Origin of the sequence: Marichromatium purpuratum 984 (genome assembly GCF_000224005.2) — a bacterium.
Taxonomy (GTDB): Bacteria; Pseudomonadota; Gammaproteobacteria; order Chromatiales; family Chromatiaceae; genus Marichromatium; species Marichromatium purpuratum.
The window spans coordinates 2,493,540-2,506,147 of sequence record NZ_CP007031.1 but is presented as its reverse complement, the minus strand read 5'-3'; the positions used below and the strand labels follow the sequence as shown (position 1 = coordinate 2,506,147).

The following is a 12,608-nucleotide window of genomic DNA, read 5'->3' as shown; positions in this document are numbered from 1 at the left end:
ATGAAAACGACCGTCGACCCAGTGATGGCTTCGACGGCCTCAGATCTCGTCGCCGACGGCCAGCGGCAGCTTGGCGACGGCGCCGGGGCGCTCGCGTACCAGACGCGGTACCAGATAACCCGGCAGCCGGGCCCGCAGCGTCGCGATCAGGGCGCGCGCCTCGGCATCGTCGACCTGGAAATGGGCGCCGCCCTGGACCCGGTCGAGCTGGTGCAGATAGTAGGGCAGGACACCACAGCCGAGCAGCCGCTCGCTGAGCGCGCACTGTGCCGAGACGTTGTCGTTGACCCCGCGCAGCAACACCGCCTGGTTGAGCAGCATCGCCCCGGTCTCGCGCAGTCGCGCGAGCGCGGCGGCGGCCGCCTCGCCGAGTTCGTTGGCGTGGTTGGCGTGGATCACCACCACCGTCTCCAGCCGGCCCCTCGCCAGGCGGGCGCACAGTGCCTCGGTGATCCGCGCCGGCAGCACCACCGGCATCCGCGTGTGCAACCGTACCCGCCGCAGCTGGCCGATCGCCTCGAGCCCGTCGATCAGGGCGTCGAGTCGGTCGTCGTCGAGCATCAGCGGGTCGCCGCCGCTGAGGATCACCTCGTTGACCGACCGGTCGGCCGCCAGTCGCGCGAGCGCCGCGCGCAGGCGGGTCTGGCCGGTCTCCGCGGCGGCGTGCGGGTAGTGACGGCGGAAGCAGTGGCGGCAGTGCAGGGCGCAGGCGCCGGTGGCGATCAGCAGGGCGCGACCGTGATACTTCATCAACAGCCCGTCGCCCTGGTCGGCGGCGGCGTCATCGACCGGGTCGGCGCTGAAGCCGGGCACCACCACGCGCTCGCGGGCGAGCGGCAACACCTGACGCAGCAGCGGGTCGTCGGGGTCGCCGGGGCGCATCAGCGCGACGAACGCACGCGGCACCCGCAGGCCGAAGGGGCGCGGGTCGGGATCGAGCGGCGGCAGTCGGTCGCGGTCGAGGCCGAGCGCGTCGAGCAGGTCGTCGGTCTCGGTGATCGCCTGGCGCAGCGCCTGCTTCCAGTCGCGGGTCTGACAACCGCTATCGCTTCGCGGTAAGATCGTAGGGTTTAACTCTCGATTAATTGAGGATGACATGGCGACTTACAGCACGAATGAATTCAAGGGCGGGCTCAAGATCATGCTCGACGGTGATCCATACACCATCGTCGAGAACGAGTTCGTCAAGCCCGGCAAGGGACAGGCCTTCAACCGCGTCCGGGTGCGCAATCTCAAGACCGGTCGCGTGGTGGAGAAGACCTTCAAGTCCGGTGAGTCGGTCGAGGCGGCCGATGTCCATGATACGGAGATGCAGTATCTCTACAACGATGGCATCGAGTGGAACTTCATGGACCCCGACACCTTCGAGCAGCTGATCGCCAGCGAGCAGGCGGTCGGTGAGGCGGCGAAGTGGATCAAGGAGCAGGACCTCTGCAAGGTCACGCTGTGGAACGGCGTGCCGCTGTCGATCGAGCCGCCGAACTTCGTGGTGCTCGAGATCACCGAGACCGATCCCGGCCTCAAGGGCGATACCTCGGGCGGCGGCGGCAAGCCGGCGACCCTCGAGACCGGCGCCGTGGTGCGCGTGCCGCTGTTCGTGCAGACCGGCGAGCTGATCAAGGTCGACACCCGCACCGGCGAGTACGTCTCGCGCGCCAAGGAGGCATGAGCCCCGTCGCCCGGGACACGACTGCGGCAGGGCTGCCGTGGCGCCCGTGCGCGACCCGCGAGATGCTCGAGGCGCGCGCGGCGATGCTCGCGCGCATCCGCGCCTTCTTCGCCGCCGCCGGGGTGCTCGAGGTCGAGACCCCGCTGCTCTCGTGCGCGGCGGTCACCGATCCGGCGCTGACCAGCCTGGCGGTGTGCCCCGGCACCGGGGTCGCCGGGGGCTATCTGCACACTTCGCCCGAGTTCGCGATGAAGCGTCTGCTGGCCGCGGGCTCGGGGCCGATCTACCAGATCTGCAAGGTGTTCCGCGACGATGAGCGCGGGCGCTGGCACCACCCCGAGTTCAGCCTGCTCGAATGGTATCGCCCGGGCTGGGACTATCAGCGCCTGATCGACGAGGTCGCCGCGCTGGTGCGCGCCGCCCTCGACCGTCCGGCGCTCGCCGTCGAGCGGGTGAGTTATCGGGCACTGTTCCGTGACGGGCTCGGCATCGATCCCTGGAACACCTCGGTGGTGGAGTTGCGCGACTGTGCGCGCCGCGCCGGGATCGGCGGGATCGAGGGGCTGGAACTCGATCGCGACGGCTGGCTCGACCTGCTGCTCAGTCACCGACTGGAGTCGGGGCTGGGGCGCGGTCGGTTGAGCTTCGTCCACGATTATCCGCCGAGTCAGGCGGCGCTGGCGCGGGTGCGCCCGGGCACGCCCCCGGTGGCCGAGCGCTTCGAACTCTATGTCGAGGGCGTGGAGCTGGCCAACGGCTTCCGGGAGCTGACCGACGCCACCGAGCAGCGTGCCCGCTTCCACGCCGATCTCGACTGGCGGCGCGCCAACGGGCTGGCCGAGGTACCGCTCGACGCGCATTTCCTCGCCGCGCTCGAGGCCGGGCTGCCGGAGAGCGCCGGGGTCGCCCTCGGGCTCGATCGGCTGCTGATGATCGCCACCGGCGCGTCCGACATCGACGCCGTGCTCGCCTTCCCGGTCGAGCGCGCCTGAGCCGCACCGGGCACTCGCCCGGTGCTGTTATCCTCATCTTCCTTGCCAAGTCCGTCGACATCATCGCCTTGACCGAGCAATCGTTTCCCGCCGATTCCGAACTGGAGCGCTGTCTGCTCCAGGACCGCCCGACCCTCGGGCGCCGCATCAAGGGACTGCGCCGCCGCGCCCGCGCCGGTCAGCCCTATGAGCGCGGTCTGCACGCGCTGTGGCAGCGGCTGCGTGCCTCGCAGGCGCTGTGCGAGCGCCGTGGCGCACTGGTCCCCGCGATCGACTATCCGCCGGCCCTGCCGGTCAGCGAGCGGCGCGAGGAGTTGGCTGCGCTGATCCGCGAGCATCAGGTGGTGGTGGTCTGTGGCGAGACCGGCTCGGGCAAATCGACCCAGCTCCCCAAGCTCTGTCTCGATCTCGGTCGCGGCCGCTTCGGGCGTATCGGCCACACCCAGCCGCGGCGCATCGCCGCGCGCAGTCTGGCCGCGCGGGTGGCGCAGGAGCTCGGCGGCGAGGTCGGCGCCCTGGTCGGCTACAAGGTGCGTTTCCACGACCGCGTGCGCCCCGAGACCGCGATCAAGCTGATGACCGACGGCATGTTGCTCGCCGAGGTGCAGCAGGATCGCGATCTGCGCGAGTACGACACCCTGATCATCGACGAGGCCCACGAGCGCAGCCTCAATATCGACTTCCTGCTCGGCTATCTGCGCGGGGTGCTGGCGCGGCGCCCCGAGTTCAAGCTGATCGTCACCTCGGCGACCATCGACCCGCAGCGCTTCGCCGATCACTTCGCCGACGCTGCCGGGCGCCCGGCGCCGGTGATCGAGATCTCCGGGCGCACCTATCCGGTCGAGGTGCGCTATCGCCCGCCCGAGTCGCCGCACGCCGGCGAGCGCGACGCCTCGATGCAGCGGGCGATCTCGGACGCCGTCGGTGAACTCGCCGCCCAGGGGCCGGGCGACGTGCTGGTGTTCCTTTCCGGCGAGCGCGAGATCCGCGAGACCGCCGAGACCCTGCGCAAGCATCACCCGCCCTCGACCGAGGTCCTGGCGCTGTTCGCCCGCCAGGGACCGCGCGAGCAGGCGCGGGTGTTCCAGCCGCACAGCACCCGTCGGGTGGTGCTCGCCACCAATGTCGCCGAGACCTCGCTGACGGTGCCGGGCATCCGCTATGTGATCGACCCCGGTTTCGCCCGCATCAGCCGCTACAGCCATCGCACCAAGGTGCAGCGTCTGCCGGTCGAGCGCATCTCGCGTGCCTCGGCCGACCAGCGCAAGGGGCGCTGCGGGCGTGTCGCCGAGGGCATCTGTATCCGGCTCTACGACGAGGAGGGCTTCGCCGAGCGCGCCGCCTTCACCGAGCCGGAGATCGTGCGTACCAACCTCGCCGCGGTCATCCTGCAGATGAAGCTGCTCGGCTTCGGCGCGATCGAGCGCTTCCCCTTCATCGATCCGCCCGACGGGCGACTGGTGCGCGACGGCTACCGCACCCTCGAGGAGCTGGCGGCGATCGACGCCGCGGGCGAACTCACCGAGCTGGGACGACGGCTGGCGCGCCTGCCGGTCGACCCGCGCATCGGCCGGATGCTGCTCGCCGGGGCCGAGCGGCGCTGTCTGCGCGAGGTGCTGATCATCGCCGCGGCGCTGAGCGTGCAGGACCCGCGCGAGCGCCCCCACGACCAGCAGCAGGCCGCCGACGAGATCCACGCCACCTTCGCCCACGAGCACTCCGACTTCCTCGGTTTCGTCAACCTCTGGGCCTTCCTCGAGCGCGAGCGTCACGCGCTCTCGCGCAACAAGTTCACCAAGCTCTGTCAGCGTCACTTCCTCTCGCCGACCCGGGTGCAGGAGTGGCGCGATGTTCACGCCCAGCTGCGCGAGCAGATGCTGGAGATGGGCGACAAGGAGGACAGCGCCGAGGGCGGCGAGGAGCAGATCCATCGCGCCCTGCTCAGCGGGCTGCTCGGCAACATCGGCTTTCGCGATGGTCAGCGCGAGTATCTCGGCGCGCGCGGCAGTCGCTTCCACCTCCATCCCAGCTCGGGGCTCTTCGCCCAGCCGCCGAAGTGGGTCGTCGTCGCCGAGCGGGTCGAGACCACGCGTCAGTACGGGCGCACCGTGGCGCGGGTGCAGCCGGCCTGGATCGAGGAGGCCGGGCGGCATCTGCTGCAGCGCAGCTACAGCGAGCCGCACTGGCAGTCGCGCGCCGGTCAGGTCGCCGCCTTCGAGCGCGTCACCCTGTTCGGCGTCACCCTGGTGGCGCACCGGCGCGTCAACTACGGCCCGATCAACCCCGGCGAGGCGCGCGAGATCTTCCTGCGCTTTGCGCTGGTCGAGGGCGACTTCAGTACCCGCGCGCCCTTCTGGCGGCACAATCAGGCGCTGATCGAGGAGATCCGTGCGCTCGAGGCCAAGTCGCGTCGGCGCGACATCCTCGTCGACGAGGAGGCGATCTACGCCTTCTATGCCGAGCGCGTGCCCTCGGGGATCTACTCGCGCCCGCAGTTCGAGCGCTGGCTGCGCGAGGCCAGCCGCGACAACCCCAAGCTGCTGCACATGGGGCGCGCTGACCTGATGTGTCACGACGCCGCCGGGGTCGACGCGGCACGCTTCCCCGACGCGCTCGCCGTCGGCGCCGCGCGGTTGCCGCTGGCCTATCACTTCGAGCCCGGCAGCGATGACGACGGGCTGACCCTGTCGGTGCCGGTGGCGCTGCTCAACCAGGTCTCGGCCGAACGCCTGGAGTGGCTGGTGCCGGGGCTGCTCGGCGAGCGCGTCGAGGCGCTGCTGCGCGCGTTGCCGAAGTCGATCCGCCGCTCGCTGGTGCCGATCCCGGACACCGCCGCGCAACTGGTCGTGCGCCTCCAGCCCGGCGACCGGCCGCTGCTCCAGGCGCTCGGCGAGGCGATCCGCGCGGTCAAGGGCGTGCACGTGGCCGAGGACGCCTGGGACCCGACGGCGGTCCCCGAGCACCTGCGGATGAAGATCCGGGTGCTCGGCGACGAGGGCGCGACTCTGGCCGTCGACAGCGATCTGGCGCGGCTGCGCCGACGCTTCGCCGCGCACGCCGAGCAGGGCTTCGCCGATCTGCCCGACCCCGGACTGGAGCGCGACGGACTCACCCGCTGGGACTTCGAGGCGTTGCCCGAGCGCGTCGAGCTGGAGCGTGGCGGGATTCGTCTGAGCGGTTTCCCGGCGCTGGTCGATCAGGGCGAGACGGTGGCGGTGCGGGTGCTCGATGCCGAGGCGCGCGCCGCCGCGGCGCATCGTCACGGGGTGCGGCGGTTGTTCGCGCTACACCTCGGGCAGGAGCTGCGCCAGTTGCGTCGTCAGTTGCCGCAGCTCGACCGCATGCGGCTGCAGTACGCCAAGGCACCGCAGCCCGAGGGTGCGAGCGGCGAGGAGGGTGCGCGACGGGTGCGCGAGGCCGACCTCGCCGACGCCTTGATCGCGCTGGCGCTCGATCGCACCTTTCTCCCCAGCGCTGCCGAGCCGCTTCGCACCCGTGCTGCCTTCGAGGCGCGCCTGGCCGAGCGGCGCGGTGCGCTGGCCGCCGAGGCGCGCGCGGTCTGTACGCTCGCCGGCGAGATCCTCGGCGTCTACCAACGGGTGCGCAAGACGCTTGCCGGGATCAATCAGATCAACTGGATGCACGCGGTGCTCGACATCCGCGCCCAGCTCGACGCCCTGGTGTTCCGCGGCTTTCTCGACGGCGTCGAGCTGGAGCGGTTGCGTCACTACCCACGCTATCTCCAGGCGATCGAGCAGCGGCTCGACAAGCTGCCGCTGGGTGCGGCGCGCGATCGCCAGTGGATGAACGAAATGGCACCGCTGCAGTCGCAGTGGTGCGAGCGGATGGCGGCGGCGCGCGCGGCCGATCGCGCCGATCCGCGGCTCGACGAGATCCGCTGGCTGCTCGAAGAACTGCGGGTGTCGTTGTTCGCCCAGCAGCTCGGCACCGATGGTCCGGTCTCGGTCAAGCGTATTCGCGCGCGCTGGCGCGAACTCGGGCTGTGACGCCCGACATCGGATTTTCACCTGGGAGCGAGCGAGCATGACGACGCCGATACTCGAGGCGCGTGAGTTGGTCAAGGTTTACCCCGGGGGCGTGCGCGCCGTCGACGGCATCGGCTTCGCCGTCGGGGCCGCCGAATGTTTCGGTCTGCTCGGCCCCAATGGCGCGGGCAAGACCACCACCCTGGAGATGCTCGAGGGGGTGCTGGCACCGAGTGGCGGCGAGGTCCATTATCGCGGTCGGCCGCTCGATGCCGCTTATCGTGAGGTGGTCGGCATCCAGTTCCAGGCCACCGCGCTGCAGGACTTCCAGCGCGTCGGCGAGGCGCTGGAGATGTTCGCACGGCTCTATCGGCGCGGCGCCGACCGCGACGAGCTGATCGCGCTCTGCGACCTCGAGCCCATCCTCGGGCGCGACACCCGACGCCTCTCCGGCGGTCAGCGCCAGCGCCTGCTGCTCGCCATCGCCCTGGTCAACGACCCCGAGCTGATCTTCCTCGACGAGCCCACCACCGGGCTCGACCCGCAGTCGCGCCGCAACTTCTGGCGGCTGATCGAGCGGGTGCGTGCGCGCGGTACCACCATCGTGCTCACCACCCATTACATGGAAGAGGCCGAGCGGCTGTGTGATCGCATCGCCATCGTCGACCACGGTCGGGTGATCGCCGAGGGCACGCCGGCGGCGCTGCTGCGTGCGCACCTGCCGGCGGCGGTGGTCAGGCTGCCGGCGGCGGCCTGGCCGGCGGGGCTGGCGCTGCCCGAGGGCGCGCGTCGGGTCGACGCCACCCTGGAGATCGCCACCGAGCGGTTGGCTCCGGTGCTCGCCGAGCTGGCCGCCAGCGGTGCCGATCTCGATGCCCTGCGGGTGAGTGCGCCGACGCTCGAGGACCTGTTTCTGAAACTGACCGGTCACGCACTGCGGGGGTGATGAGGATGTTGCAGCGAATCGGCGCGGTCTTGATCGCGCGCAACCGTGAGTTCTATCGCGACCGCGCCGGTCTGGGGTGGAACGTGGTGATGCCGCTGGTGATCGTGATCGCGCTGGCGGCGATCTTCCGCGCCGGTCCCGAACCGGTGTTCAAGATCGGAGTGCTCGGCGACGCGCATGTCGTGGCGCTGCCGCTGCTCACCCTGGAGCACGTCGAGCAGGTGGCGCTGAGCGACCCGACGGCGGCGCGCGCCAAGGTCGAGCGTCACCAGCTCGATCTGGTGGTCGATCTCACCAGTGAACCGATCGGCTACTGGGTCAACGACGACTCGCCGACCGGCTATCTCGCCGAGCGCCTGCTGCTCGGCGGGCGAGGAGACGCGCCCGCCGAGGTGGGCCGCGTGCCCGAGGTCGAGCGCCGCGCGGTCAGTGGCGCGGCGGTGCGTTATATCGACTGGGTGCTGCCCGGGGTGCTGGCGCTCAACCTGATGTTCTCCAGCCTGTGGGGCGTCGGCTGGGTGATCGTGCGCTATCGCAAGAACGGCGTGTTGCGCCGACTCAGCGCGACCCCGCTGCGCGCCGCCGAGTTCCTCATCGCCCAGGTGCTGTCGCGGCTGCTGGTGGTGCTCGGCTCGACCCTGGCGGTCTATCTCGGCGCGGCGACCCTGATCGACTTCCCGATGCGTGGCTCCTATCTCGCCCTGGCGTCGGTGTTCGCCTGTGGTGCCCTGGCGATGATCAGCCTGGGGCTGATCGTCGCCGCGCGGCTGCGCACCGAGGAGCTGGCCGACGGCGTGCTCAACCTGATGGTGTGGCCGATGATGCTGCTCTCCGGGGTGTGGTTCTCGCTGGAGGGGACCAGCGCGCTCGCCCGGGCGCTGGCGCCGCTGCTGCCGTTGACCCATGTGGTCGACGCCGCGCGCGCGGTGATGATCGACGGTGCCGGATTCATCGCGGTACTGCCCGAGTTGGGCATCCTGCTCGCCATCGCCGCCGCGCTGCTCGCCATCGCCGCCCGGCTGTTCCGTTGGGAGTAGGGGGAGCGCTCAGGCAGCTCGCAGCCGCCAGCCGCCAGCCGCCAGCCGCCAGCCGCCAGCCGGAAAGATTGAACCTCAATCTGTGGATGGCTCATGTCATGCGTTCGCGAAAAGCCGCAAGGCTTTAAGACCGAAAAGAGAGACAATCGGCGCGTTTTCGGTGACAATTCGGCGACGGGTCAGTAAGGTTAACGAAGGGAAAGCGTATGGCCACTGAATTGATTCAATTGCGTGACGGCCTCCTGGTGGAGGTGTCCTCCAATCCCGAAGAGACTCCCAAGCACGTTGCCGCCAGCGCCGCCGAGCTGGCAGAGGGTGCTATGGACCAAGCCCAGGAGCTGCTGCTCAAGGCGGTCCAGCCGTTGGCGTCGGTGTGGACCGAGCTCAACCGCGATCTCACCATCGACGAAATCGAGATCCAGCTCGGTCTCGGATTTGAAGCCAGTGGTAAGCTTTTCATCGTACAAGGCACGGGCAGCGCCAATCTCAGTTTTACCCTCAAGGTCCGGCCGAAGGCACCGGAATAGGCCAACGGAAGCCCGCATGGACTGGCAGCAGACGGTCTTCCGCATCACGGGTCCCACGTCGACCGACAAGCCGCAGGGGACGGGCTTTGCCGTGGCGCACGACGGCGACGCGCTACTGCTCGTGACCTGCTGGCACGTCGTCGAGACCATCGGGCCAGAGCGTTTGTACATCAAAGGCCAGCGCGGAGAGCTCATCTCCGATCCAGGCGGCCAATCCCTTGATCTTGCCATTCTTCGCGTTCCTGGTTTACCGGGCCTTCAACCATTGTCACTCGCCCCGCAGGGCGTCGAAGGCCTGCCAGTGCGGATCTATGGTTTCGGGCCGGAGGGACGCCGCCTGAACGGAAGGCTCGGTCAGCGCACCGCCTGGGCTCACGCCGCAGGCGAAGACCTGGCCTACTGGGACTACTACCTGAATGACCAAGCCGGCGCCTTCGAGCGCATCAAGAACGGCTACAGCGGATCACCGATCTACGACCCAGCAAAGGAGCAGGTCGTGGCCGTCGTGACGCATCGGGTCGGCGAGGACAAAGGCTTTGCCATCAGCGTCGCCGAGCTGCCGCGGGTGTATCCCGAAGCCGCCGCATGGCTGGGCGCGCCGATGCCGCAGCCAGACACCAAGCCAGTCGCGCAGGCGTTCAAGGTTGGTGCCAAGACCGCCGTGCGCAAGCTTCCGGAAACGTTCCTTGTCGCCTTCTCTTTTGCCGGCGAGCAGCGCGAGCTCGTGCGGCGCATTGCCGAGGCTGTCGAGGCCCGACTCGGGCAAGGGAGCGTTTTCCTGGACGCGTGGTTTGAGCACTATCTTGCGGGGGCGGACGCCGACCTTAAGCTGCAAGCCATCTACGGAAAGCGCTCGGAGCTGGTGGTCGTCTGCGTTGCGGAGCGCTACGGCGAAAAGCCCTGGACGCTGACCGAGCACGAGGCGATTCGCGCTCGCTTGATGCAGGCTCGCGCTTCCAATGATGAGCGAGACCGCGACCGCATTCTGCCGATCCGGGTGGGTGATGGCGATGTCGCAGGCATCCACTTCAACGCAATCGTGCCTGATGTGCGGGATCGCACGCCGGAGGCGGCGGCAGATCTGATCGTCGCGCGGCTGGAGCTCGCCTCAGGCGAGCCTCCGTCATCGCACGAAGCGCAGTCTGAAACGACTCGGGACTACATCAGCGTCCCACGCGATGGAACCGATCCAGCTGCGAGAGTTGAGACACCCAGGGCTGCTGAGACGGCGCCCAGGGGCAACGAGAGGCGGCGCTGGGGCTTGGAGCAGCAACTGAGCCTCCTCACGGCGCAATGGGAAGCTGCGCTCGTGGAAGGCGCGCTGCAAAGCGGCGCCGCTCGTGTGCGTGCCGAGCAGGAAGCCGCCGCGCTCGCGCAGCGTATCGACGAGATCGAGCGCCAACTGGCCGGAGAGGTTTAGGTGACAGGGGTCTCACGGACAAGGCGACGCGAAGCTATGGAGAAAGCGCTTGAACTCCTAGCCTCACAGTACGAGGCAGCTCTGGTCGAAAGCGCGTTGCACAGCGAGGCAGACGGGGTGCGAGCCAAGCAGGAAGCTGAACGGATTGCCAATCGTATGGAGGAGCTTGAGCGAGAGAGCCAAGCAATGACCTTGGCGCCGGCGCAGGTCGATTGTCCGAGCGATCGCCGTGAGCCGGACAAAGTCCACGACCTCCTCCACGCGCGCCTGCATCGGATCGACTTCGCCCATGTGGACGACTGCGTCCGAGATCTTCTGAAGAATCAATCGAAGGACGGACGCGCCGGTCTCTGGCTCTTTCAGTGCTGCAGCCTTCGCAGCGGCTTGCTCTGCGCCAAGCGCATCATCAGCCTGCTGAAGACCGAAGCGGGTGGTCTGTTCCGGCCGTTTCCGGTCAGATTGGAGGCCAAGAACGGCGCGCGCAACGATGTCGATCAACTCTTGCGTGTCATGGCAGACCACTTGGAGCTGAGTCTGGAGGGGCGGTCCAGACGCGAGCAGCTCGAAGCCGTGAGCACCACGCTCTGCGGCTCCCTCCAAGCTGGCAGTATCGCCTTCATCGAGATCCACGGATGCAACTGGCTAGTGGACAACGAGCCCACGGCGCTGCACTGGGTGGTGATGGATTTCTGGCGTCGGCTCATCGCCGACCTGGAGATCGTCGCGAGGCAACGAGCGGGTAGCGTCACGCTGCTCGCGGCGCTCTTCGTCGACGACCAACTGCCGGAAGGCGCTCTGTCCCCCGAGCATTGCTGTAGCCTGGCCGATGTCCATCGCGATCGCTGCCTGGAGATCGAGCTGCGCAACTGGACGGCTGACGAGGTGGATGATTGGCTCGCGCGCTTCGGGATGACGAACCATCCTGATGAAACCATCCGAAGCGTTCGCGACTTGGTGATGCGGATTAGCGACGGCGTCCCCTGCTTGATCGAGCACGAGCTGCTCAAACAGTTGTGCCCCATGACCGATTGAACGACCCGAGGACAGACACCATGACCGACGCCTGCCCGTTCGAGCTGCGGCCCGGCACCGCGGGACCCGCCAAGCGACACCCGGACGCCCCCAAGCCCGTGCCTTACATCGCCTCGGAGGAGCTGATCGAGGCGGTCAATCTCGCGATCCACCTGAACCGTCCGCTTCTGCTTGAAGGCGAGGCCGGCAGCGGCAAGAGCCAGCTCGCCAAGCATGTGGCGGCTGCACTGGGCCTGCCGTTCTATCCCTGGCTCGTGCGCTCCACCAGCAAGGCGCAGGATGGACTCTACACCTACGAGGCGATGCTGCGCCTGCACGATGTGCACATGGCATCGTTGCCCCGTACCCAAGCGCGTGTGACGCGCAACCCGCAGCATCCAATGGACTACGTGCGCTGGGGCGCCCTGGGCAAGGCTTTTCGCTGCAAAGACTGTCCAGCCGTCGTGCTGATCGACGAGATCGACAAAGCGGACATCGATTTTCCCAACGATCTGCTGACCGTGCTGGACGACCCCCGCGAGTTCTGCGTCCAGGAGGCGGATCATGCGCCCATCCGGGCCGAGCATCCGCCCATCGTCATCATCACCAGCAACAAGGAGAAGGGCAACTTGCCGGCCCCCTTCCTGCGTCGCTGCATCTATAGCTACATCCGCTTCCCCACGGACACCAAGCAACTCAAGGACATCCTGGCGATCCACCAAGCCGCGGCGGTTTCCGCCGAGCTGACCGACGTCGCCGTTGAGCGATTCCTGGCCCTGCGCGAGCGCGACGATCTATTCAAAAAGCCCGGCACCAGTGAGCTGCTCGATTGGCTACAAGCGCTCGGCCGTGCTCTCGCGCGCGGCGATGCCGGCTCACGCGGGACACGCACGCGCTCACTGCTCGAGCAGCTGAGCCGCCCGGAGGCCCCCTTGCCGTGCCCTGAGGTATTGCTCAAGCTGCGCGCCGACTGGCAGCGCTACGGGCCGGTCGTCTGAGGGATCGGCAGTCTGGCCGCGC

General features: G+C 68.5%; 10 protein-coding genes. 9 read left to right on the top strand and 1 reads right to left on the bottom strand.

Translation table 11 applies throughout. The features are described 5' to 3' along the window. Positions 1–39: 39 nt before the first annotated feature. Complete coding sequence (gene epmB / locus MARPU_RS10890; RefSeq protein ID WP_005223241.1) at positions 40–1,098, bottom strand: EF-P beta-lysylation protein EpmB; 1,059 nt, start codon at positions 1,096–1,098, stop codon at positions 40–42. Here epmB and efp point away from each other — a divergent pair. From efp to MARPU_RS10840, 9 genes are all read left to right on the top strand, one after another. Continuing rightward, positions 1,097–1,669: an elongation factor P gene (efp, locus tag MARPU_RS10885; RefSeq protein ID WP_025275289.1), complete on the top strand. Its 573-nt coding sequence runs from the start codon at positions 1,097–1,099 to the stop codon at positions 1,667–1,669. The genes epmB and efp overlap by 2 nt on opposite strands. Next, on the top strand, positions 1,666–2,661 hold the full coding sequence (epmA, locus tag MARPU_RS10880; protein WP_005223243.1) for an EF-P lysine aminoacylase EpmA: 996 nt from the start codon (positions 1,666–1,668) through the stop codon (positions 2,659–2,661). The genes efp and epmA overlap by 4 nt, the downstream gene beginning before the upstream one ends. Positions 2,662–2,729: 68 nt before the next feature. Further along, positions 2,730–6,668, top strand: coding sequence for an ATP-dependent RNA helicase HrpA (gene hrpA / locus MARPU_RS10875; protein ID WP_005223245.1), 3,939 nt, complete (start codon positions 2,730–2,732; stop codon positions 6,666–6,668). A gap of 37 nt (positions 6,669–6,705) precedes the next feature. Beyond that, entirely contained in the window at positions 6,706–7,593 is an 888-nt protein-coding gene (locus MARPU_RS10870; protein WP_005223248.1) for an ABC transporter ATP-binding protein, read from the top strand. A gap of 5 nt (positions 7,594–7,598) precedes the next feature. Then, the gene (locus tag MARPU_RS10865; protein WP_005223249.1) at positions 7,599–8,630 is read left to right on the top strand and encodes an ABC transporter permease; all 1,032 of its coding nucleotides are present in this window, start codon (positions 7,599–7,601) and stop codon (positions 8,628–8,630) included. 206 nt (positions 8,631–8,836) lie between these two features. After that, a complete protein-coding gene (locus MARPU_RS10860; RefSeq protein WP_005223252.1) occupies positions 8,837–9,157 on the top strand; it encodes a CU044_2847 family protein in 321 nt (106 codons plus the stop codon). A gap of 16 nt (positions 9,158–9,173) precedes the next feature. Beyond that, positions 9,174–10,577: a trypsin-like peptidase domain-containing protein gene (locus MARPU_RS10855; protein ID WP_005223253.1), complete on the top strand. Its 1,404-nt coding sequence runs from the start codon at positions 9,174–9,176 to the stop codon at positions 10,575–10,577. A 36-nt stretch (positions 10,578–10,613) separates the two neighbouring features. Next, a complete protein-coding gene (locus MARPU_RS10845; RefSeq protein WP_005223255.1) occupies positions 10,614–11,609 on the top strand; it encodes a hypothetical protein in 996 nt (331 codons plus the stop codon). Positions 11,610–11,629: 20 nt separating this feature from the next. Then, positions 11,630–12,586 (top strand): AAA family ATPase, encoded by a 957-nt coding sequence (locus tag MARPU_RS10840; RefSeq protein ID WP_005223258.1) that lies wholly within the window; start codon positions 11,630–11,632, stop codon positions 12,584–12,586. Positions 12,587–12,608 lie beyond the last annotated feature (22 nt).

Bases quoted from the DNA above. Each gene is read 5' to 3' on its own strand.
- MARPU_RS10840 (WP_005223258.1), top strand. From the start codon at position 11,630: ATGACCGACGCCTGCCCGTTCGAGCTGCGGCCCGGCACCGCGGGACCC.
- MARPU_RS10865 (WP_005223249.1), top strand. From the start codon at position 7,599: ATGTTGCAGCGAATCGGCGCGGTCTTGATCGCGCGCAACCGTGAGTTC.
- MARPU_RS10870 (WP_005223248.1), top strand. From the start codon at position 6,706: ATGACGACGCCGATACTCGAGGCGCGTGAGTTGGTCAAGGTTTACCCC.
- epmB (WP_005223241.1), bottom strand. From the start codon at position 1,098: ATGTCATCCTCAATTAATCGAGAGTTAAACCCTACGATCTTACCGCGA.
- efp (WP_025275289.1), top strand. From the start codon at position 1,097: ATGGCGACTTACAGCACGAATGAATTCAAGGGCGGGCTCAAGATCATG.
- MARPU_RS10845 (WP_005223255.1), top strand. From the start codon at position 10,614: ATGGAGAAAGCGCTTGAACTCCTAGCCTCACAGTACGAGGCAGCTCTG.
- MARPU_RS10855 (WP_005223253.1), top strand. From the start codon at position 9,174: ATGGACTGGCAGCAGACGGTCTTCCGCATCACGGGTCCCACGTCGACC.
- epmA (WP_005223243.1), top strand. From the start codon at position 1,666: ATGAGCCCCGTCGCCCGGGACACGACTGCGGCAGGGCTGCCGTGGCGC.
- MARPU_RS10860 (WP_005223252.1), top strand. From the start codon at position 8,837: ATGGCCACTGAATTGATTCAATTGCGTGACGGCCTCCTGGTGGAGGTG.